Raw genomic sequence first — 21320 nt, forward strand, 5'->3', positions numbered from 1 at the left:
CGTGTCGACAGCCATCGGAGAAACTTATGAAACAGACACACATCAACAGCTACTACGCCGCGACCCGCAACCACACGGGCGACTTCCCGACGCTTGAAGAGCTGGTGGAATGCGATGTCTGCGTGATCGGCGCGGGCTACACCGGCCTGTCTTCAGCCCTGTTCCTCGCCGAGGCAGGCTACAGCGTCACCGTGCTCGAAGCCGCCAAAGTCGGCTTCGGGGCCAGCGGTCGCAACGGCGGTCAACTGGTCAACTCCTACAGCCGCGACGTGGACGTCATCGAAGCTCGCTACGGCGACAAGACTGCCGAAGTGCTTGGCAGCATGATTTTTGAAGGCGCCGACATCATCCGTCAGCGCATCCAGCACTACGACATCCAGTGCGATTACCGTCCCGGCGGGATCTTTGCGGCGCTGAACAAAAAGCAGCTCAAAGGCCTGACCGAGCAAAAAAACAGCTGGGAACGCTACGGCAACCAAAATCTGACACTGCTCGATGCACACGACATCAAGCGTGAAGTGGGTTGCGACAACTACGTGGGCGGCCTGCTGGATATGCAGGGCGGACACATCCACCCGCTGAACCTGGCACTCGGCGAAGCGTCGGCAATCATCGGCCTGGGCGGCAAGATCTTCGAGCAGTCGGCTGCCGTGGAAATCACTTACGGCGAGCCGATCACCGTGCGCACCGCCAAAGGGGTGGTTCGGGCCAAGTACCTGCTGATCGCGGGCAACGCCTACCTGCCGCAGAACCTGGACAGTCGCGTGACCAGCAAAAGCATGCCCTGCGGTTCGCAAATTGTCGTGACAGAGCCGCTGGCGGAAAACGTCGCCCGTAGCCTGATCACCCACAACTACTGTGTTGAAGACTGCAACTACCTGCTCGACTACTACCGCCTGACGGCCGACAACCGCCTGTTGTACGGCGGCGGTGTGGTCTACGGTGCCCGCGAGCCGGACGACATCGAGCAACTGATCAGGCCGAAAATCCTCAAGACCTTCCCGCAATTGAAGGACGTGAAGATCGATTACCGCTGGACCGGCAACTTCCTGCTGACCATGTCACGCATGCCGCAATTCGGGCGTATCGAGAAAAACGCCTACTACATGCAAGGCTACAGCGGTCACGGCGTCACCTGCTCGCACCTGGCGGGCAAACTGATTTCTGAAATGATCCGCGGCGACGCCGAGCGTTTCGATGCGTTTGCCTCGTTGCCGCACATGCCCATGCTCGGTGGCCGGACCTTCCAGGTCCCGCTGACTGCCATGGGCGCTGCGTACTACGCAATGCGCGACCGTTTCGGGATCTAGCTGCGCCCCAGTGGGAGCGGGCTTGCCCGCTCCCACTCCGGCAATCAGGGTTGGCCTGCGCTATTTACCGAACCTGCTGAGCAACACGAACAAACGTGATTTAATAGTCGCCTTTCACGTTTCTGGGACAGGGGTACGGTGCGATTTGCAGCATCCGTCGACCGCCATCTCCCCCATCACCCTTAAGTAGTTCTCACATAAGGCTGTCATGGACACGGGCTCACGACTCAAATTAGTACGCGAAAGCTACAAAATGTCCCAGCGCGAGCTGGCCCGGCGTAGCGGCGTCACCAATGCCACCATTTCCCTGATCGAACAGAATCGCGTCAGTCCTTCTGTCAGCTCCCTTAAAAAGTTGCTGGAAGGCATCCCCATGTCTCTGGCCGACTTTTTCACCTTCGACCAGCCCCCCCGCGAACACCAATACGTCTTCCGCGCCAATGAACAGCCGGACCTGGGGCGTGATGGCTTGCGCTTGCTGCTGATAGGCGCTTCGGTGCCGGGTCGGCAAATGCGGTTATTGCGCGAGCAATACGCGCCGGGCGCAAGCTCCGGGGAAGAGCCGATCGTGCACGCTGAAGGGGAAGAATGCGGGCTGGTTGCCCGCGGCACGGTAGAACTCACCGTGGACGGGCAAATCAGCATATTGAATGCCGGGGACGGCTATTACTTCCCGACCACCCTGCCCCACCGTTTTCGCAATATTGGCGCGGATGAGGCAGAGATCATCAGCGCCAACACACCGGCCAACTTCTGATCCTGACGACCCCGTCTGCCAGGTAACTCGCGGTGATTCCATCGCGAGCAAGCCCGCTCCCACAGAAACTCCAGCATTTGTGTTCAACACAGGACCTGCAGGAGCTGGCTTGCCTGCGATGCAGGCGACGCGGTCGCTCATTTACACCCGCGACCGGCGCCCAAAAAATGGATGGCTCGGGTCGTTGTAGCCCGGTGTCGATGAGTGCCCCGTCACCACCAGATCATTGATAAACGCTTCGTCCTGCGCAGTGAACCTGTAGTTCAGCGCCGGTACGTAGTCTTCCCATTGCTGTTCGGTACGCGGACCGGCAATGGCCGAGGTGATCAGGGCGTTGTTCAGCACCCATGAAAGGGCGAACTGGCCTGCAGTGATGCCTTGCCCCTCGGCGTATTCACGTATGCGCTGGGCCAGGTTCAGAGACTCGGGGCGCCACTCGGTCTGCTGCAGGCGCGGGTCGTTACGCCCGGCGCGGGTGTCCTGGCCCGGCGCCTGATCAGGGTCGTATTTGCCCGTCAGCACGCCACGGGCCAACGGGCTGTAAGAGATCACGCCAATGCCGTAATGCTCGGCCGCAGGCAGGTGCTCGACTTCGATCTGGCGGTTGGCCAGGTTGTACAGCGGCTGGCTCACGCTCGGCCGCTGGATGCCCAGCAGGTCAGCGCTGCGGCTGAATTCGGCCAGCTTCCAGCCCCGGTGGTTGGACAGCCCGTAACCGCGAATCTTGCCCGCCCGGATCAAGTCATCAAGGGCTCGAAGCGTTTCGTCCACCGGCGTGTCATGGTCTTCGCGGTGCAGGTAAAACAGGTCGATATAGTCGGTGTTCAGACGCTTGAGGCTGGCTTCGGCCGAAGCGATGACGTTCTGGCGCGAGGCGCCACTGTTGTTCGGCCCGCTACCGCCCGGGTCGGGATTGACGAACTTGGTCGCCAGCACCCATTGCTGACGGCGCTCGCCGATCAAGCGACCGACCACCTCTTCCGAAGCCCCCCCGTTGTAGCCATTGGCGGTGTCGATGGAGTTGATGCCCTGCTCAAACGCGCGGTCGGTGATACGCCGGGCGACGTCGTCCGGGGTCTGCCCGCCGAACATCATGGTGCCCAGGGTGATGGGCGAAACCTTCACACCGTTGCGGCCCAGGTTGCGGTACTGAATGTCGCTCATGATGACTCCCTGCGTGGTGATCGTGAAATCAAGTGGCGCAAACAGTAGTCAGCGGGGCTGAAGCGGTCAACGCCCAACGAAGCATAACCATAGAGCCGTTTTGCCAGGATTTCGCTTATACATAAATGGCATTTAAACGGCTTAATTAATTATTTATGGATCTAAAAAACCCTCGGTAATCTCATGACTTTTCGGACCGCATGAAAAGGAATCATCATGAGCCGTCGCCCCCATGGCCCTGACTATTCACCTGCACTCACTCCCGCTGCAGGTTCGCGCCCATGAATATCCCAACCGGCTTTCTCGACAGCAGCGGCAGTGTTCCCTTCAGCCTGCCCGAGCGCGATCAACAGGGCGACGACCCTATCGCCAAACGTATCAGCCTCAACCTGCGGCGCCTGCGCGACAAGCGCCAGCTGACCCTGGAAGGGCTGGCCCATGCCAGCGGCGTGAGGCGGGCGATGATCGCGCAGATAGAAGCAGGCAGCAGTTTTCCCTCGGTCAAAGTGCTGTGCAAGGTGGCAGGCGCGCTTCAGGTGTCGATCGCCGAATTTCTCGACCCCGGCACCGTTATCCGCCGCGCCTTGCCCCCCGAGCACGGTGAACCGGCGGTGGCGTTCCATGAGCTGCGCCTGAGCCCCCAGGCCAGGAAAACTCTGCCCGGCTACCCCCACAGCGAGCAAATAAACCTGGTGGTCGCCCAAGGCACTTTAGAGCTGACCCTCAATGACGAACTCATCGTCCTGAACACTGGCGACTCAATCCTGTTCAGCACCGAACAGCCCCACACCTGCCACAACCCGAGAGACAGCGAAGCCGTCGCCTATCTGGTGACCAGCCCTGCGCAAGTGCAGGAATAGACCGCTTTTGCCTACCCACTGCCTGGAGCCTTCGCCTTGTCACGTCAGCTATCCCCACTGGATTTCCCTGAAAGCCCGCTGTCCCGCGCCTTCGAGCAACCGCTGTTTCTGGGCCTGTTCCTGCCTGTGCAATCGGGCGGCTGGAGCCCATCGGCGCTGCCTCGCAGCACCACCTGGACCTTCGACTACAACCGCCAGTTGACCCTGCGCGCCGAAGCGCTGGGCTTCGATCTGGTGTTCGCCCTGGCCGAATGGCTGGGCAAGGGCGGCTACGGTGGCGATATCCGCTACCACGACGAGTCCCTGGATGCCTTCATCACCCAGGCGGCACTGGCGTCGGTGACAGAGCGGATCTTGCTGATTTCCACCCTGCACGTGCTCTACGGCCCCTGGCATCCGCTGCATCTGGCCAAGTTCGGCGCCACCCTGGATCACATCAGCAAAGGCCGCTGGGGCCTGAACCTGGTCACTGGCCATCGCCACTGCGAGCACAGGCGCTTTGGGCAGGCGCCCATCGAGCATGATCAGCGTTACCGCCAGGCCGACGAATTTATCCGCGTGGTGCAGGAGCTGTGGCACAGCCAGGAAAACGTCGATTTCAGCGGCGATCATTACAAACTCGAAGAGGCCTATGTCAGCGTCAAACCGTCCTTTGGCCGCCCGGTACTGGTCAACGCCACCGGCTCACCCGCAGGCATCGACTTTGCCGCCCGCCACTCCGACATCGTGTTTACCACCAGCCCCGGCAGTGCCGAAATCGAAAGCGCGCTGGACAAGCTGCCCGAGCATTTGCAGCGGATCAAACACGCTGCCCACGGCTATGGCCGTCAGGTGCGCACCCTGATCAACCCGCTGGTGATTTGCCGCGACAGCGATGCCGAAGCCTGGGAGGTCCACGCCGCCATCACCGCCGCAGGCGACCCCGGTGCGCTGGAGGGTCATGCCCGCGAAGCCAGCGATGCCCATGCCTGGCGCGGCCACCAACCGGCAGAGCGTTACGTGGGCGGCAATATCCAGCTGGTCGGCAGCCCCGAGACCGTGGTGCGCGACATCATCCGCCTGAAAGAGGCCGGTATCGACGGCCTGCAACTGAGTTTCTTCGATTTCGCCCCCGACCTTGAACAGTTTGGCGAGCGCGTTTTGCCGCTTTTGCGCCAGGCCGGCTTACGCCGCTAACCCACCCCAGGATGACCGCCATGCCCTTTACCCGTCGTCAATTTGTTGTTGGCCTGTCTGCCCTGTCCGCACTCGGCGCCAGCATTCCGTTCCTGCCCTCAGCCCTGGCCGACGCGACGGGCGAAGCCGTCAGCGGGCGGCGGGTGTTCAACCTGTTGATCAACCCCGAACCACCGTCGCTGAGTTCGTTCAATACCACAGCGGGCACCAGTGTCACGGCCAGCAGCAAGGTGCTGGAGGGCTTGCTCACCTATGACGAAAACCTCAACGCCCGCCCTGCACTGGCGACCGCCTGGGAGGCTGCACCCGATGGCCTGAGCTACCGCTTCACCCTGCGCGAAGGGGTCAAGTGGCATGACGGCGAGCCCTTCACCTCGGCTGACGTGGCCTTCTCCCTGGACCTGATCAAGCGCTTCCACCCCCGAGGCTCCAGCACCTTCGCCAACCTTGAGCGAGTCGACACCCCCGACGACCACACCGCCATCGTCCACTTGAGCAAGCCTGCGCCGTACCTGGTTCGCGGCTTTGCCGGAGGTGAAACGCCCATCGTGCCCAAGCACCTGTATGCCTCGGGCGACCCATTGAGCAACCTGCACAACAATGCCCCGGTGGGCACCGGCCCCTTCCGCTTCAAACGCTGGGAACGTGGCAGCTTTATCGAATACGAACGCAACCCGCAGTACTGGGATCCGGCGGCAACCGTGGTCGACACCCTGATCCTCAAAGTCATCCCGGACGGCGCCGCCCGCATGGCCGCGTTCGAAAACGGCACGCTGGATGCCGGCGGGCAAAGTCCGGTGCCCCTCAGCGAGCTTGACCGTCTGACCAAATCTGGCCGATTGAAGGCCACAACCCGGGGCTACCGCTACACCATTACCCCGACCATTCTTGAGTTCAACCTTGACCACCCGCTGCTGTCACGCCTCGAAGTCCGCCAGGCGATTGCCCATGCCCTGGACCGCGAAGTCATCCGCAAAGTGGTGTACTACGGCTACGCCGAAGCCAGCTATTCGCCCATTCCCAAAAGCTTTGCCAACTACGTCTACGAAGGCCCCAACCCGTACCCCTTCGACACAGAGGCTGCCAACGCGCTGCTGGACAAGGCGGGGCTAGAGAAAAAAGGCCCCTGGCGTTTCAGCCTGACCCTCGACCCGCTGCCCTATGGCGACAGCTACAGCCGCACCGCCACCTATGTGCGCAGCGCACTGGCACGCATTGGCATCGAAGTGAAGCTGCGCGCCCAGGACTTCCCCACCTACATCAAGCGGATCTACACCGACCGCGACTTTGATTTCGCGGTGGTCGGCATGGGCACCCTGTACGACCCCACCGTCGGTGTTCAACGCCTGTACTGGTCGAAGAACTTTCGCAAGGGCGTGCCCTTCTCCAACGGCACCCACTACAACAACCCCGAGGTGGACCGCCTGCTGGAAAGCGCCGCCGTGGAGACCGACGAGCAAAAACGCGGCGATCTGTTCAAGGCATTCCAGAAAATCGTGATCGAAGAAGTGCCTTCCATCACCCTGGTGATGCAGCAACAGGTCTCGGTCTACAACACGCGGGTCAGCGGCTTCGAAGACGACGCCAACGGCCTGGACAGCAGCCTGACCAATATCAGCCTGGCCGCCGCAGGTGGCGAGCATGCTTGAACGGCGCAGAATGTGGCGCCTGTCGAGGCGCACCTTGTGGCAAGCCATCCCCACCGTGATCGGCATCCTGGTACTTAATTTTCTGCTGCTGCGGCTGATCCCCGGCGACGCGGTAGACGTGCTGGCCGGTGAATCCGGGGGCGCCAGCGCCGAGACGCTGATCCAGTGGCGCAGCCATTTCGGCCTGGACTTGAGCCTGGTGGACCAACTGCAGCGCTACCTCGGCCAACTGGCCCATCTGGACCTGGGCCTGTCGCCACGCTTCAACCTGCCGGTCAGCCAACTGGTGCTGGACCGACTGCCCAACACCCTGCTGCTGATGGTCGGCGCACTGGGGCTGGCACTGGCCATCGGGATTGCTGCCGGAACCGTCATGGCGACCTGGGTCGGGCGCTGGCCTGACCGCGTGTTGTCACTGGCGGTGTTGCTGCTCTACTCCACGCCGGGATTCTGGATCGGCCTCATGGCGGTGTTGCTGTTCTCGGTCAAACTGGGCTGGCTGCCCAGCAACGGTTTCCAGACCCTGGGCCTGAACCTCAATGGCCCGGCCTGGCTGCTCGACCGGCTGCAACACGCCGTGCTGCCCGTACTGGCCCTGGCCACGTTTTATATCGCCCTGTATGCCCGACTGACCCGCGCCGCGATGCTTGAAGTGCAACGCCAGGACTATGTGCGCACCGCTCGCGCCAAGGGGCTCGCGCCCTGGCGAGTGGTGTCGCGGCACGTGCTGCGCAATGCCCTGCTGCCCGTATCGACCCTGGCCGGGCTGCATTTTGCCGCCCTGCTCGGTGGCGCGGCCGTCACCGAAACCCTGTTCGGCTGGCCGGGCCTGGGCCGCCTCACCCTGGAGGCGGTGATGTCCCGCGACTACAACCTGCTGCTGGGCATCCTGCTGCTGTCATCGATGCTGGTCGTGGTGATCAACATCGCCGTTGACCTGCTGCAAGCCTGGCTCGACCCCCGTATCCAGGCCGACTGAAAAGGAGCTGCCCCATGACCACTGCCGTGCTGCAAAGCGCCCCGACCGGCTACAGCGAAAGCGTCTGGACGGCCCTGTTGCGTAACCCTTCGGCACTGATCGGCGCGACGATGCTGGCGCTGGTACTCACCCTGGCGCTGTTGGCCGGAACGCTCTATCCCGGTGATCCGCTGGACATGGTGGCCATGCCGATGCTCTGGCCCGGCGACGACCCGGGCTACGTTCTGGGCAGCGACTCACTGGGCCGCGACGTGGCTGCCGGCATCGCCCACGGCGCCCGGGGCTCCTTATTGATTGCCGCCAGCGCCACCCTCATCAGCGTATTGATCGGCGGGCTGGTCGGTGCCTTGGCCGGCTACCACGGCGGCAAGCTGGGGGATGTGCTGATGCGCATCTGCGAAGTGTTCCAGACCGTGCCGTCGTTTTTGCTGGTGATCGTCATCGTGGCCATCGGCAACCCGACACTTGGGATCATCGCGCTGGCGATCGGCATCTCCTCATGGCCAACGGTCGCACGGCTGGTGCGCGCCGAATTCCGTACCCTGCGCGAAGCCGACTTCGTCACCGCCGCCCGCAGCCTGGGCTTCAGCAACAGCTCGATCATCCTGCGCGAAATCCTGCCCAACGCCCTTGCGCCACTGGTGGTCACCACCTCGATCCTGATCGCCCAGGCGATTCTGGTGGAAGCCGGACTGGCCTTTCTGGGCATGAGCGACCCGAATCAAGCCAGTTGGGGCGCCATGCTCGGCAGCGGTCGTGAACAGATCGCCAGCGGCTGGTACCTGACCGCCCTGCCGGGGCTGGCAATCATCTTCGTGGTGCTGGCCCTCAACCTTCTGGGCGACGGTCTCAACGACGCCCTCAACCCTCGCCTGCGACGGTATATCCCATGAGCCTTCTGGACGTACGCGGTTTGCGCGTGAGCTACGACAACGCCGATGCGGTAAAAGACCTGAGCTTCACGTTGCAGGCAGGCGAGACCCTGGCACTGGTGGGTGAATCCGGCTGCGGCAAATCCACCACGGCCCTGGCGCTGATGGGCCTGCTGCCGGACAACGCCCGGCTGGGCGGCCAGGTCTTGTTTGAAGGCCAGGACCTGCTGAGCATCGCGCCCCGGCAGATGCGCCAGTTGCAAGGCAACGCGCTGGGGATGATTTTCCAGGACCCGCTGTCCAGCCTCAACCCGGTATTGACCCTGGGCGAACAGGTGGCCGAAAGCCTGCTGGCGCACACCGACCTCACCCGTCGCCAGGCCTGGAAACGCGCCGAAGAACTGTTCGCGCTGGTGCAACTGCCCCGCCCCGCAGCCCACCTGCACGAGTACCCGCAACATTTGTCTGGCGGTCAGCGCCAGCGGGTGGTGATCGCCATGGCGATTGCCTGCCAGCCGCGCCTGTTGATCGCCGACGAGCCGACCACCGCGCTGGATGTGAGCGTGCAGGCGCGGATTCTCGAATTGCTCGCCCGTTTGCGCGGCGAACTGGGCATGGGGCTGCTGTTGATCACCCATGACCTGGGAGTGGTTGGCCAGCACGCCGACCGGGTGATCGTGATGCACGACGGTCACGCGCTGGAGAGCCAGCCGACCCGTGCCCTGATCGATCGCCCGCAACACCCCTACAGCCGCGGCCTGCTTCAGGCTTCGCTGGGAGCGGAACATGACCAGCACTACCTGAACAACCGCCTGGCCGAAATCAACATCGAGCGCCAGCCCGGCCAGGCCACGCGCTACAGCGTCAACAGCAGCCACTACGGGCCGGGGCGCAAGCCACGGGCACCCGCCGGCAACCCGGCGCTGCTCAAGGTCAGCGACCTGACCACCGGCTACGGCGACAGCACTGTACTCAACCGCATCAGTCTGGAAGTGGGCGAGCGCGAGAGCGTGGGACTGGTCGGCGAATCGGGCTGCGGCAAGTCGACCCTCAGCCGCACCCTGCTGCGTTTGCTGCCTGCACGCAGCGGCACTGTCGAGTTCGACGGGCGCGACATCGCCAGCCTCGCCGGTGAGGAGTTGCTGGGCTGGCGACGCCAGGTGCAAATGATTTTCCAGGACCCCTATGCCGCGCTCAATCCGCGCCACAGCGTGGAGACCATTCTCGACCGCGTGCAGCGCCTGCACGGACAGAACGACCCGGGGCAGCGCCAACAGGCACGTCTGGCAATGCTCGACGCCGTCGGTCTTGCGCGCAGCAGTCTGGCGCGTCTGCCCCATCAGTTCTCCGGTGGCCAGCGCCAGCGCATCGGCATCGCCCGGGCGCTGATCCTCAAACCCCGGCTGGTGATCTGCGACGAGCCGGTGTCGGCACTGGATGTCTCGACCCAGGCCCAGATTCTCAACCTGCTGGTGGAACTGCGCGAAGAACTGAGCCTGTCCTACCTGTTTATCTCCCACGACCTGTCGGTGGTGCGCTATTTCGCCGACCGGATCCTGGTGATGGAACAAGGGCAGATTGTCGAGCAAGCCACCCCGCACACCCTCTGGCACTCACCCCGGCACCCTTACACCCGTCGCCTGTTGGCGGCGATACCGGGCGCTGCGGCGCCGAGCCCCCCACCCCTGCCTGTATCCGGCCTGCGCTTTGCTGTTGGCTGGTAATTCCAAGGAGCATCACATGTCACACATAGACTCAGCCTGGGGCGCCGTCCCGTCGGCCGGATACGAAGACCTGGCGCAACGTTTTCGCCCCCTGTTCGCCCGGATTCGCGAGGGGGCAGTGGATCGCGAACTGGAGCGGCGCCTGCCGATCCAGGAACTGCAATGGCTCAAGGAAGCAGGCTTCACCACGGTTCGCGTACCCAAGGCATACGGCGGCGCGGGCGCCAGCCTGCCCGAACTGTTCAACCTGCTGATCGAACTGGCCGAGGCCGACTCGAACCTGGTGCAGTCGTTGCGCGGGCACTTTGGTTTTTGCGAAAACCTGCTCAACAGCCGCGACCGTGAATATCAGGGCATCTGGCTGGAGCGACTGGGCCGTGGCGAGACCGTCAGCCCGGCGTCCGGCGAAGTGGGCAACGCCAAACAGCTTGAATTCGGTACCCGCCTGAGCCTGCACGGCGGCCATTGGCAACTGAGCGGCAGCAAGTTCTACACCACGGGTGCGCTGTATGCCGACTGGGTCGATGTCAGCGCCAACAACCCTGATGAACAGCGAGTCTCGGTGACTGTACGCACCAGCGACCCCGGGGTTGAAATCATTGATGACTGGAACGGTTTCGGCCAGACCTTGACCGCCAGCGGCACGACCCATTTTCGCGAAGTGCCGGTCGATCCGATCAACGTCATCCTGGCTGAAAACCGCTTTCGCTATTCACCGGCTTTTTACCAGACCGTGCACACCGCGACCCTGGCCGGAATTGGCCGGGCGCTGGCCGCAGAGACGGCCGGGCACGTGGCCAAGCGCACCCGCAGTTTCAGCAGCGGCAATGCCCCGCGTGTGGCACAGGATCCGCAAGTGCTGCAAGTGGTGGGCAACCTGCGCAGCGCGGCTTACACCGCGGGAGCCATCACGGCACTGAACGCGCAGGCCCTGCAACGCGCCCATGAAGCGAGCTTGAGCGACGACGAACAGGCGTTGACCCTGGCGGTGAACATCGCGGAACTGGAAGTGGCGCAATCACAAACCATCGTCTCGGACCTGATCATCAAGGCCAGTGGCGATTTGTTTGATGCGCTGAGTGCGTCGGCCACCCTCAAGCCATTGGGGCTGGACCGTTTCTGGCGTAATGCGCGGACGTTGTCGTCCCACAATCCGCGTATCTACAAGAGCCGGATCGTGGGTGACTTCGCGGTCAACGGCACACCGCCGCCTGCGCAATGGCGCATTGGTGTGGCGTAGGATAAAAATCACGAAAAACCCGTAGTCGCTGCCGAAGGAACGAGGCTGCGATCGAGCGCATAGCGGTCGCAAGACCGGTACACGCGGCGTGCCTGATTAACCGTGCAAGCTGACTTTACGACTGCTGCGCAGCCGGACGCAGCCTCGCACGGCTCGTCAGCGACTACAGATTCGCCACCCACCCGCGTGTAGTCGCTGACGAGTAGAACGAGGCTGCGATCGAGCGCGAAGCGGTCGCAAATCCGGTACACGCGGCGTGCCTGATAAACCGTGCAAGCTGACTTTACGACTGCTGCGCAGCCGAACGCAGCCTCGCACGGCTCGTCAGCGACTACAGATTCGCCACCCACCCGCGTGTAGTCGCTGACGAGTAGAACGAGGCTGCGATCGAGCGCGTAGCGATCGCAAATCCGGTACACGCGGTTTGCCTGATTAACCGTGCAAGCTGACTTTACGACTGCTGCGCAGCCGGACGTAGCCTCACACGGCTCGTCAGCGACTACAGATTCGCCACCCACCCGCGTGTAGTCGCTGACGAGTAGAACGAGGCTGCGATCGAGCGCGAAGCGGTCGCAAATCCGGTACACACGGTATGCCTGATTAACCGTGGAAGCCGACTTTACGACTGCTTCGCAGCCGGACGCAGCCTCGCACGGCTCGTCAGCGACTACAGATTCGCCACCCACCCGCGTGTAGTCGCTGACGAGTAGAACGAGGCTGCGATCGAGCGCGAAGCGGTCGAAAATCCGGTACACACGGTATGCCTGATTAACCGTGGAAGCCGACTTTACGACTGCTTCGCAGCCTCGTTCCTTCGGCAGCGACTACAGGGGCAGGCCATTGGGCTCAATGACACACCAGCCCATCCCCAATCTTCAGGCTGTCCACCAGCAGCGCATTGCTGCGCAAATCCCAGGCGCGGGCCTGGCCGCCACGGGCCTGCCAGTCATGCATCGCCGCATTGATCAGCGCACGGCTCTGTTTGTCGGTGCGGCTCAGGTATACCCGCACATCACTGCTCGCTTTCAATGTCTGCGGCAACAACGTGTAGAAACGCCAGTCCGGCGCCTGTGCAAGCGCCTGCAAGCTGTTGCGCTCTTCAGCCAACAGGTTGCACTCGCCCGCCATGAACGCCACCGCGGCACGAATCGACGATACATAAGTTCGCAACTCGGCCCCCTGTTGCACCAAGGTTTGCGCCCAGGGACTGCCAACGGCAATGCACACGCTTTGCCCCTGTATCGGGCGCCGGGGCGCATTGCGCAAGCCAATCAACGCACCCTCCCGGTACTGCACCGGCAATTTGCGCAGACTCGCCACCCGATCAGCCGCCACAGGCAGCTTCAAGCTCCCGGCTATCACCAGATCGACGCTGCCATCGTTAAACCCGGCCGTATCGGGCAGCGCCTGCAGTTGCACCTTCAAGCCAAGGTAAGACCCCAGGGCTTCGGCCAGTTGACTGTCCAGTTCATCCGGCTCGGCAACCAGCGCTTCCTGTCCCAGGGTCGGGCGCGGATAGCTGCGTACGCCCACGCGCAGCACCTGGCGCTGTTCGGCCGCCTGCAACAGCGGCCCCCGGGGCATATCGCCCGGTGCCGCCGGCCATTGCCAGGCGACCAGCGCCACTGCGCCAGTCACCACTGCCGCCAACCACCTAACCACCGTGGCGCAAGCCCCGGCGCCAATAGGTAAAACGCCGCTCCAGCAAGGCCAGCAAAAAGTTCAGCAACAACCCCACCACCGCCAACAGCAGAATGCCTGCGTACATGCTGGGAATCTGGAACACCTCCTGGGAATTGAGCGTCAGAAAACCCAACCCGGAATGAGCCCCGATCATCTCGGCAGCCACCAGTGCCGTGATGCAATACGCACCCGCCAGACGAATCCCGGTAAAGATCGAAGGCGACGCCGCCGGCAGCACGATTTTGGTAAACAGAAACCAGCGGTTCGCGCCCATCGACAGTGCCGAGTTGATCAGCAACCCATCGACCTGCTTCACGCCGCTGATGGTACTCAACAGAATCGGCCAGAACGACGCCCAGAAAATGATCGCGATCTTGGACAATTCACCAATGCCCAAAAACAGAATAAACACCGGGAACAACGCCAGCGCCGAGGTCTGGCGGAAGAACTGCAACAACGGATCGAGCACACTTTCGACCCGTGCAAACCAGCCCATCATCAACCCCAGGCTGACACCCGAGGCGATGGCCAGCAGCAACCCGGCAAAAGAGCGAAACAGGCTGGCCTGCACGTGCTTGAGCAAGTCACCGCTGCTGGCCAGGTCCAGCACCGCACCCAACACCGCCGACGGCGGGCTCAGGTAGCCGGGATTGACGATCCCCAATTGCGGCAACGCCTCCCAAAGGGCCAGGAACGCCACAATGCCCACGGTGCTGTCGAACACCCGGCGTGAAGTCAATTTAAAGCCCATGGTCATACTCCAATCCGATAACCACCCAGAGTCGCAATGCTCTGCCAGTTCTGATGCGTCGCCGCTGCTGCTGGCTCACGGGTTAGGTCGGTCACTTCATCGCGCAGGGCCTCCCAGGCGCGCTGGCGGTAGTGCACAAAGGCTTGGGTATTGCGCAGTTCAGGAAGGCGGGGGCGGGCCAGGTCGATATCGAAAATCTCTTTGATCCGCCCCGGACGCTGAGTCATCACCGCCACCCGATCCGACAGGAAGATCGCCTCGTCCAGGCTGTGGGTGATGAACACGATGGTTTTTTTATGGGTGTCCCAGATGCGCAGTAATTCGCTCTGCAAGGTCTCGCGGGTTTGCGCGTCCAGGGCCGCAAAGGGCTCGTCCATCAGCAGCACGTCCGGGTCGTAGGCCAGCGAGCGGGCAATGGCCACGCGCTGGCGCATGCCGCCGGACAACTCGTGGGGGTAGCGCGAGGCAAAACCGTTGAGCCCCACCAGCTCCAGGTATTCGCGGGCGGTTTCCAGTCGCTGTGCCTTGCCCACACCGCGAATCTCCAGGCCCACGGCGATGTTGTCGAGCACCGTGCGCCAGGGCAGCAGCGCATACCCCTGGAACACCACCCCCTGATTGCGGTTGATGCCTTGCAGGGGTTTACCGTCCACCAGCAGGTCGCCACCGGTCTTGTGGGCAAGCCCGGCGAGGATGTTCATAAAGGTGGATTTGCCACAGCCCGACGGCCCGAGGATGGACAGAAACTCGCCCTCGCGCACCTGCAAGTCGAACCCCTCCAGCACGGGCACCCGCTCCTCACGCCCGGCTTCGTCCCGTGCCTGAAACTCCATGTTCAGGTCACGGGCGATGATCTTGTGGGCCGCCATCAGGCGTGTCCCCGGGCAAATGGGTTGAATTCGTTGGTGTAGACATCCTTGACCCCTATCGAGCCTTTCTTGATCTTGCCTTCGTTTTCGAGGATGTCGATGTAGTACTGAATCGGCGGTTCGGTCACCACCAGATCGTCGATATAGGCAAAGCGCTCTACCAGTTCAAGCTTCATGCCGATGCGCTCGGAAGTGATCTTGCGGGCGTCGTCGGGGTTGGCATTGACCCAGTTGGCAGCACGGGCAATGGCATTGACCACGTCGCGGGTGGCCTCCGGATTCTCGCGGCTGAACTTGCCGAACACGCTGTACGGCGCCATGCCGCCCAGGCCGCCGTCCAGGTCGTAGTCGCTCCACAGCTTGCGCAGCGCCGGGTTGTTCTCGGCCCCCCCGGACGATGGCGGATGGATGATGGCAACGTCGATATTGCCGGTGGCCAGGGTTTGTTCGCCCTGGTTGTCCGGCACCACCACCCAGTTGATCTTGTCGACGTTGACGCCCTGCTCGCGCAGGTATTTTTTGGTGACGAACTCGGCGCAGGCGCCAAAGCTGTTGAAGCCGATGGTTTTGCCTTCAAGGTCCTTGGGTTTGAAGATGCCCGAATTGTCGCGCACGAAGTATTTCATGTGCGGGGCTTCTTGCAGCGTCCTGCCACCGGCGGCGACCACCTTGAGATCCAGGCCACTGGCGATGGCTGAAATCACCAGGGGCACCATGCGCGCACCGAAGTCGATTTCGCCGGTGCCGGTCAACGGAATGATCTGCGGTGCGGCGATGCGCCCGATGTACTTGGGCCGTGCGCGGGTGCCCTCGAAATAGCCGAGGGAATCGGCGACGTAGACCAGATCGAATGACGGGTTGTCCGGGTACTTGAAGTCCACGACCTGATCGGCGCGGCCCTTGATCACGGCAGCGCTTTTACCGGCGCCCGCGTCCTTTTTTTCGCAGCCGGGCAGCAGGATGCCGGCAGCACCGACTGCGCCCAGTACGGCGCAACTTCTGAGGAAAGCTCTTCTGTTGTTGATCGGGTTCATGCCCGCTCCTTATGGATTGAGTGCTGCTGTTGTGGGAGCGGGCTTGCTCGCGATGGCATCACCGTGATTCGACAGGCAGACCGCAGCGCCTGCATCGCGAGCAAGCCCGCTCCCACCCAAGACAATCAGGCTGTTTTCAGGGCGTAACGCGAATCCGGACGCGTCAGGCCGTAGTGCTCGCGCAACGTGCTGCCCGCGTACTCACTGCGAAACAAACCGCGCTTGCGCAAAATCGGCAGCACTTCATCCAGGAACACGTCAAAACCATCGGGGAACGCGGGCGGCATCACGTTAAAACCATCGGCCGCGCCACTGCGGAACCACTGCTCGATCAAGTCGGCAATCTGCACCGGCGTCCCCACCGGCACCCAATGACCCCGCGCACCGGCCAGGCGGTTGATCAACTGGCGCAAGGTGACGTGCTCGCGATCCACAATGTCGATGATCAACTTAAAGCGGCTGGACTGGCTTTCAACACCCTCGAAGTTGATCAGGTGACGGGGGAACGGCGCGTCCAGGTCCTGCCCGCTCAAATCCACCCCCAGCATGCGTCGCAGTTGCCCCAGAGACACATGGGGCAGTACCAGATCGTTGAGTTCATCGAACTTGCGCTGTGCTTCGGCCTCGGTGCTGGCGATGTACGGGCTGATGCCCGGAAGGATTTTCAACTGGCCAGGGTCGCGGCCCACCGCCTTGGCCCGGGCACGGATATCGTTGGCGAATTCGGTCGCGCTGTTCAGGGTCTGGTGAGCGGTGAAAATCGCTTCGGCATGCCTGGCGGCAAAGTCACGGCCATCTTCGGAAGATCCGGCCTGCACCTGCACCGGCCGCCCCTGTGGCGAGCGCGGCGAATTCAACGGGCCCTTGACCTTGTAGTAGGCGCCCACGTGGTTGATCGAGTGCACCTTGGTGCTGTCGGCAAACACCCCGGCCGTTTTGTCCAGCACCAGCGCGTCGTCTTCCCAGCTGTCCCACAGATTACCGACCACGTTGACGAATTCTTCGGCCTGGGCGTAGCGGTCATGGGCCGAGGGATGTTCATCCAGGCCGAAATTGGCCGCGGCGGCGGCCATTGAGGTGGTGACGATATTCCAGCCTGCACGGCCCTTGCTCAGGTGGTCCAGCGCGCTGAACGAGCGGGCCAGGTTGTAGGGTTCGCTGTAGGTGGTACTGGCCGTGGCAATCAGGCCGATACGCTGGGTCACTGCGGCAATGGCGGCAAGCCAGGTGACCGGTTCAAAACGGATGCGCAGGCCTTCACGGCCGCTTTCGGCCAGTGACGGCGAGTCGGCAAAAAAGATCGCATCGAGTTTTTCCCGCTCGGCTCGCAGCGCCAACTGCTGGTAGTAACCAATGTCCATCGACGATTCCGGCACCGACTGTGGATGACGCCAGGCCGCTTCGTGATGGCCGTTGGGGTAGATAAACAGGTTGAGGCTGAGCTGACGTTCGGACATGTTCTGTTCTCTGAATTCAGGTGACGGAGGGGTTCAATGCAGTTCGGCGAAGTCGCTCAGCACGTCGTCGCGCAGGGCAATAAAACGGCTATCGCTGCGGTTGCGCGGGCGCGGCAGGTCGATGTCTAGAATGCGCCGGATACGCCCCGGGTTGGGCTGCATGACCACCACGCGATCGCCCAGGAACACGGCCTCGTCCACATCGTGAGTGACCAGGATCATGGTGATTTTTTCCTTGGCCCAGATGTTTTGCAGCTCCCCCTGCAGGCGCGCACGGGTCAGGGCATCGAGGGCACCCAAGGGTTCGTCCAGCAGCAGCACGCTGGGGCGATTGACCAGCCCCCGGGCGATGGCCACACGCTGGGCCATGCCGCCGGAGATCTGATGCGGGTAGGCGTCGATAAAATCCTGCAGGCCCACCAGCTCGATATGCTCGCGCACGGTGTCGCGCTTTTCCTTCGCGCTCAGGGGCGAATTCTTGAGCGCGACCGCCACGTTCTGTTCGACGTTGAGCCAAGGGAACAAACGGTGATCCTGAAACACGATGCCGCGCTCCAGACCCGTGCCGTCGATGGGTTGGCCATTGAGCAGGATGCGCCCCTCGTACTCTTCGTCCAGGCCAAGAATCAGGCGCAGCAGGGTGGACTTGCCGCAACCGCTGGCGCCGACGATGCTGATGAATTCGCCGGGGGCGATGTCGAGCTGGATATTGTCCAGTACCTGCAATTGGCTGGTGCTGCCCGGTCGGGAAGCAAAGCGCTTGCTGATGTTTTCCAGGGTCAGGCTGTTATTGAGCATGCTGCAATCCTTCTGAAAGTGCCGATCAACGCGGGTCAATGCCGTAAAGGCGCTGCATCCGTCGCTCAAAAATCCGGGCCAGTGCATTGAGGCTCCAGCCCACCAGGCCGATGACGACCATGCCGAACAGCACCAGGTCCATCATGAAATGCTCGCTGCCATCGATCAGCGTGTTGCCGATGCCCTCCCCCGACACCAGCAGGTATTCGGCACCGATGGTCGCCAGCCACGAATACACCAGCGCCAGATACAGCCCGGTGAAGATCGACGGCAAGGCGGCGGGCAACATGACCCCGACGATGGTTTGCCAGCGGCTGAAGCGGTAGACCCGCGCCACTTCCAGCAGGTTGGGCGGCACATTGCGCAGGCCGTCGCAGGTGTTCACCACCACCGGCACCAGCGCCGCCAGTGACAGGAACACCACCTTGGCCACATCACCCAGGCCAAACCACACCGAGATCAGCGGGATCCAGGCGAACAGCGAAATCTGCTTGAACGTGTTGAAGCTGGGGCCCACCAACCGCTCGAAGTAGTGCGACAGGCCCAGCAGGCAGCCCAGCACCAGACCCAGGGTGGTGCCGATAAAAAAGCCGCTGAGGTTGCGCGCCAGGCTGGCGCTGATCGCCCGCCAGAACTTGCCTGAAGCAATCTGGTCCCAGGCCGTGGCCGCGACTTTTTCCGGCGAGACCAGCAGACCGGACTGGCTCCAGCCCATGTGTGAAGCCAGCCACCACAGAGCGACGGCGCTGATCGGCAATACCCAGCCGCGATAGCGACGGCTGATGCTGCTGCCATGATTGATTGCCAGGGCGCTACTCATGACAGGCGCCCCGCTACAGGTGCGCGGCCACGATTGAGGCGCCGCTCGGCGTGATCAAAACCGCGATCGATCAACAGTCCGATCGCACCAACCACCACCACCGCCGCCATCACCAGATCCAGCTGGAACAGTTGGCGACCATACACAATCAGGTAACCCAGCCCTTCGCTCGACGCCACCAGCTCAACCACCACCAGTGACAGCCAGGCTTTGGTGAAGCCAAGACGCAGACCGGTGAACAGGGTCGGAATGGCCGCAGGCAACACGATGAACACCACGCTCTGCCAACGGCTGAAGCCGTAAGCCCGACCCGCTTCCAGCAACCCTTTGGGGGCCTGGTGAAAAGCCTGCAAGGTGCACAGCGTGATCGGCACCATCGCGGCCTTGGCGATCAGCACATACTTGAGCGGCTCGCCGATGCCGAACAGCAGCAAGGCAAACGGCAACCAGCCCAGTACCGGTATCTGCACCAGAGCATTGAAGGTGGGAAGCAGATAATCCTCGACGGTTTTCGACAGCCCCATGGCCAACCCCAGCGCCACACCGACAGCGGCGCCCAGGGCAAAGCCGACCACCACCCGTTGCAGGCTGGCGGCCGCATTTATCCACAGGTCGCCTGACGTGAAGAGGTCCGACAGGGTTTCATAGACATAGGCGGGCGGCGGCAGCACCTGCTCTGAGAGCAGACCCAGTTCAACCCCCACGTACCACAGGCCCAGCAACGTCAGCGGCAACAGCCACGGCAACGCCTTGTCACCCAGTCTTGAAGCCCAGGCCGATGTGCGGGGCACCTCGACCTTGCGTACGGGCCGGGTCGGTGCGGGTGGCAAGCGCTTGACGTTGGCCTTGGGTAGCGCCGGTGCGTACTGCTGGGGTGTGACGGTCTGTGCCCTGGCCATGTGCGTGGTTCCTTAGCTACTACAAAAAACAGAGTTCCTGTTGGCAACCTTGTGGGAGCGGGCTTGCTCGCGATGCAGACGACACGGTCTGTCTGGATAACCGCGTCGATTCAATCGCGAGCAAGCCCGCTCCCACAGGGGTATCCCCATAGGGGTATGCAGTTACTTGCCCGCTACCGCATTGCCTTCAGGCTGCTTGCCATCCGGGCCATAGGCCGTCCAGAAGGTTTCAAGGCCTTTGGCTTTGAGGGCCGCCTGCAGGTATGAAGGCTCAAACCAGCCATCGATACTGACCGGACGACGGATCAACTTTTCGTCCTTGGCCTGCTCCGCCACCGCCTTGTAGCGGCTCAACAAAAAGGGATCGATCAGCGGGGAAGCCTTGTCGCGGATGCTGACCCCGGCAGAGTCGGCGCGCAGCGACTCAACCGGTTCGTTGCTCTTGGCCCACTCGGCGAAAACGGCCTCACGGTGGTCTTCTTCGGACGTCCATTTCGCAGCGTCAACCAGGGTATCGACGACCTTCTGTACATTGGCCGGATGCTCTTTTTCATAGGCCCCGCGAACCACCAATGCAGTCTGGCGGGTGTAGCGCACATCCTGGGTGGGGTTGTCGTAAATGATGTCGATCAGGCCCTTGTCGCGCAGCTTGAACAGTTCACGACCGCCAAAGGCGGCATCCACGCCGTTGGAAACCAGCGCTGCCTGAGTGCTGCCGGTATCGAGGTTGATGACCTTGATATCGCGCTCGGTCAGGCCGTGCTCGGCCAACAGGTTGATCGACACCAGATGGCCGTTGGTACCGCGAAACACCGCGACTTTCTTGCCTTTGAGGTCATCGATACTTTTGATGTCCGAGCCCTTGGGCACGGCCAGATACAGATTGGCTCTCACACCCAGGGCCGCCAGCAGCTTGGTGTCCAGGCCGTTGGCGCGTCCGACCACGGCAGGCAGATCGCCCTGATAGGCGAAGTCCAGTTGCTGGTTGGACAAGGCTTCGTTGACTGCGGGGCCAGCCCCTTTGAAGAAGAACCACTGCACGTCGGTTCCGCTTCCGGCGAAAGCCTTTTCCAGCAGTTGCTGGTTGCGCACGATCCCGAGGGTCGAGCCACTGAACGTCACCGGATCACCCCCACCGGCGGTGGCGACACCGATCCGTAAAACATCGGCCTGGGCCAGCGGCACAGCCATGACTGCTGCCAGCGCGGCGGCGATGCGACCTTTGCGAAACAGGGATTTAGCGTTGAATGAGGCCATGGGCTGGTTTTCCTGGGAGCG

The 21320-nt window shown here is 62.5% G+C and carries 19 protein-coding genes; 9 read left to right on the plus strand and 10 right to left on the minus strand.

From position 1 onward, the window contains the following. Positions 1-26: 26 nt before the first annotated feature. Positions 27-1310, plus strand: a complete 1284-nt coding sequence (locus tag V6P94_RS24105; protein WP_338648830.1) for an FAD-binding oxidoreductase — start codon at positions 27-29, stop codon at positions 1308-1310. 208 nt (positions 1311-1518) lie between these two features. Then, positions 1519-2067 (plus strand): cupin domain-containing protein, encoded by a 549-nt coding sequence (locus V6P94_RS24110; RefSeq protein ID WP_046810696.1) that lies wholly within the window; start codon positions 1519-1521, stop codon positions 2065-2067. Positions 2068-2208: 141 nt separating this feature from the next. Here the strand turns inward: V6P94_RS24110 and V6P94_RS24115 are convergent, their stop codons facing one another. Continuing rightward, positions 2209-3231, minus strand: a complete 1023-nt coding sequence (locus V6P94_RS24115; RefSeq protein ID WP_219262400.1) for an aldo/keto reductase — start codon at positions 3229-3231, stop codon at positions 2209-2211. A gap of 281 nt (positions 3232-3512) precedes the next feature. Between V6P94_RS24115 and V6P94_RS24120 the strand changes: the two genes are divergently transcribed. Genes V6P94_RS24120 through V6P94_RS24150 form a run of 7 tightly spaced genes read left to right on the plus strand, consistent with a single transcriptional unit; the run spans position 3513 to position 11731 of the window. After that, positions 3513-4091, plus strand: a complete 579-nt coding sequence (locus V6P94_RS24120; RefSeq protein WP_326427400.1) for an XRE family transcriptional regulator — start codon at positions 3513-3515, stop codon at positions 4089-4091. A 36-nt stretch (positions 4092-4127) separates the two neighbouring features. Beyond that, the gene (locus V6P94_RS24125) at positions 4128-5267 is read left to right on the plus strand and encodes an LLM class flavin-dependent oxidoreductase (protein WP_338648831.1); all 1140 of its coding nucleotides are present in this window, start codon (positions 4128-4130) and stop codon (positions 5265-5267) included. 20 nt (positions 5268-5287) lie between these two features. Beyond that, complete coding sequence (locus V6P94_RS24130) at positions 5288-6916, plus strand: ABC transporter substrate-binding protein (protein ID WP_338648832.1); 1629 nt, start codon at positions 5288-5290, stop codon at positions 6914-6916. Next, positions 6909-7895, plus strand: coding sequence for an ABC transporter permease (locus V6P94_RS24135; RefSeq protein WP_133078864.1), 987 nt, complete (start codon positions 6909-6911; stop codon positions 7893-7895). Before V6P94_RS24130 ends, V6P94_RS24135 begins: the two co-directional genes overlap by 8 nt. Positions 7896-7909: 14 nt before the next feature. Continuing rightward, a complete protein-coding gene (locus V6P94_RS24140; RefSeq protein ID WP_219262395.1) occupies positions 7910-8788 on the plus strand; it encodes an ABC transporter permease in 879 nt (292 codons plus the stop codon). After that, a complete protein-coding gene (locus V6P94_RS24145; protein WP_338648833.1) occupies positions 8785-10491 on the plus strand; it encodes an ABC transporter ATP-binding protein in 1707 nt (568 codons plus the stop codon). The genes V6P94_RS24140 and V6P94_RS24145 overlap by 4 nt, the downstream gene beginning before the upstream one ends. A 16-nt stretch (positions 10492-10507) precedes the next feature. Further along, the gene (locus V6P94_RS24150; RefSeq protein WP_326427407.1) at positions 10508-11731 is read left to right on the plus strand and encodes an acyl-CoA dehydrogenase family protein; all 1224 of its coding nucleotides are present in this window, start codon (positions 10508-10510) and stop codon (positions 11729-11731) included. An 846-nt stretch (positions 11732-12577) separates the two neighbouring features. Here V6P94_RS24150 and V6P94_RS24155 read toward each other — a convergent pair. The 9 genes from V6P94_RS24155 to V6P94_RS24195 form a co-directional block, all read right to left on the minus strand. After that, positions 12578-13369: an ABC transporter substrate-binding protein gene (locus tag V6P94_RS24155; protein ID WP_338648834.1), complete on the minus strand. Its 792-nt coding sequence runs from the start codon at positions 13367-13369 to the stop codon at positions 12578-12580. A gap of 16 nt (positions 13370-13385) precedes the next feature. Further along, the gene (locus V6P94_RS24160) at positions 13386-14165 is read right to left on the minus strand and encodes an ABC transporter permease (RefSeq protein ID WP_048352525.1); all 780 of its coding nucleotides are present in this window, start codon (positions 14163-14165) and stop codon (positions 13386-13388) included. A 2-nt stretch (positions 14166-14167) separates the two neighbouring features. Continuing rightward, on the minus strand, positions 14168-15034 hold the full coding sequence (locus V6P94_RS24165; RefSeq protein ID WP_219262392.1) for an ABC transporter ATP-binding protein: 867 nt from the start codon (positions 15032-15034) through the stop codon (positions 14168-14170). Further along, positions 15034-16068: an ABC transporter substrate-binding protein gene (locus V6P94_RS24170; RefSeq protein WP_219262391.1), complete on the minus strand. Its 1035-nt coding sequence runs from the start codon at positions 16066-16068 to the stop codon at positions 15034-15036. Before V6P94_RS24170 ends, V6P94_RS24165 begins: the two co-directional genes overlap by 1 nt. Positions 16069-16193: 125 nt before the next feature. Continuing rightward, positions 16194-17525: an LLM class flavin-dependent oxidoreductase gene (locus tag V6P94_RS24175; protein ID WP_326397311.1), complete on the minus strand. Its 1332-nt coding sequence runs from the start codon at positions 17523-17525 to the stop codon at positions 16194-16196. A gap of 33 nt (positions 17526-17558) precedes the next feature. Continuing rightward, positions 17559-18323, minus strand: a complete 765-nt coding sequence (locus tag V6P94_RS24180) for an ABC transporter ATP-binding protein (RefSeq protein ID WP_095029759.1) — start codon at positions 18321-18323, stop codon at positions 17559-17561. Between the two features lie 25 nt (positions 18324-18348). Beyond that, positions 18349-19143, minus strand: a complete 795-nt coding sequence (locus tag V6P94_RS24185) for an ABC transporter permease (RefSeq protein WP_219262389.1) — start codon at positions 19141-19143, stop codon at positions 18349-18351. Next, positions 19140-20042, minus strand: coding sequence for an ABC transporter permease (locus V6P94_RS24190; RefSeq protein WP_338648836.1), 903 nt, complete (start codon positions 20040-20042; stop codon positions 19140-19142). Before V6P94_RS24190 ends, V6P94_RS24185 begins: the two co-directional genes overlap by 4 nt. A gap of 162 nt (positions 20043-20204) precedes the next feature. Continuing rightward, positions 20205-21299 carry an ABC transporter substrate-binding protein gene (locus V6P94_RS24195; protein WP_133078855.1) on the minus strand — a complete coding sequence of 365 codons (1095 nt, stop codon included), beginning with the start codon at positions 21297-21299 and terminating at the stop codon, positions 20205-20207. Positions 21300-21320 lie beyond the last annotated feature (21 nt).

The sequence above is a fragment of the Pseudomonas sp. ML2-2023-3 genome, from assembly GCF_037055275.1.
Taxonomy (GTDB): Bacteria; Pseudomonadota; Gammaproteobacteria; order Pseudomonadales; family Pseudomonadaceae; genus Aquipseudomonas.

Excerpts from the sequence above, each read along its gene's own strand:
- V6P94_RS24105 (WP_338648830.1), top strand. The coding sequence starts at position 27 with ATGAAACAGACACACATCAACAGCTACTACGCCGCGACCCGCAACCAC.
- V6P94_RS24110 (WP_046810696.1), top strand. The coding sequence starts at position 1,519 with ATGGACACGGGCTCACGACTCAAATTAGTACGCGAAAGCTACAAAATG.
- V6P94_RS24115 (WP_219262400.1), bottom strand. The coding sequence starts at position 3,231 with ATGAGCGACATTCAGTACCGCAACCTGGGCCGCAACGGTGTGAAGGTT.
- V6P94_RS24120 (WP_326427400.1), top strand. The coding sequence starts at position 3,513 with ATGAATATCCCAACCGGCTTTCTCGACAGCAGCGGCAGTGTTCCCTTC.
- V6P94_RS24130 (WP_338648832.1), top strand. The coding sequence starts at position 5,288 with ATGCCCTTTACCCGTCGTCAATTTGTTGTTGGCCTGTCTGCCCTGTCC.
- V6P94_RS24135 (WP_133078864.1), top strand. The coding sequence starts at position 6,909 with ATGCTTGAACGGCGCAGAATGTGGCGCCTGTCGAGGCGCACCTTGTGG.
- V6P94_RS24140 (WP_219262395.1), top strand. The coding sequence starts at position 7,910 with ATGACCACTGCCGTGCTGCAAAGCGCCCCGACCGGCTACAGCGAAAGC.
- V6P94_RS24145 (WP_338648833.1), top strand. The coding sequence starts at position 8,785 with ATGAGCCTTCTGGACGTACGCGGTTTGCGCGTGAGCTACGACAACGCC.
- V6P94_RS24150 (WP_326427407.1), top strand. The coding sequence starts at position 10,508 with ATGTCACACATAGACTCAGCCTGGGGCGCCGTCCCGTCGGCCGGATAC.
- V6P94_RS24160 (WP_048352525.1), bottom strand. The coding sequence starts at position 14,165 with ATGGGCTTTAAATTGACTTCACGCCGGGTGTTCGACAGCACCGTGGGC.
- V6P94_RS24165 (WP_219262392.1), bottom strand. The coding sequence starts at position 15,034 with ATGGCGGCCCACAAGATCATCGCCCGTGACCTGAACATGGAGTTTCAG.
- V6P94_RS24170 (WP_219262391.1), bottom strand. The coding sequence starts at position 16,068 with ATGAACCCGATCAACAACAGAAGAGCTTTCCTCAGAAGTTGCGCCGTA.
- V6P94_RS24175 (WP_326397311.1), bottom strand. The coding sequence starts at position 17,525 with ATGTCCGAACGTCAGCTCAGCCTCAACCTGTTTATCTACCCCAACGGC.
- V6P94_RS24180 (WP_095029759.1), bottom strand. The coding sequence starts at position 18,323 with ATGCTCAATAACAGCCTGACCCTGGAAAACATCAGCAAGCGCTTTGCT.
- V6P94_RS24185 (WP_219262389.1), bottom strand. The coding sequence starts at position 19,143 with ATGAGTAGCGCCCTGGCAATCAATCATGGCAGCAGCATCAGCCGTCGC.
- V6P94_RS24190 (WP_338648836.1), bottom strand. The coding sequence starts at position 20,042 with ATGGCCAGGGCACAGACCGTCACACCCCAGCAGTACGCACCGGCGCTA.
- V6P94_RS24195 (WP_133078855.1), bottom strand. The coding sequence starts at position 21,299 with ATGGCCTCATTCAACGCTAAATCCCTGTTTCGCAAAGGTCGCATCGCC.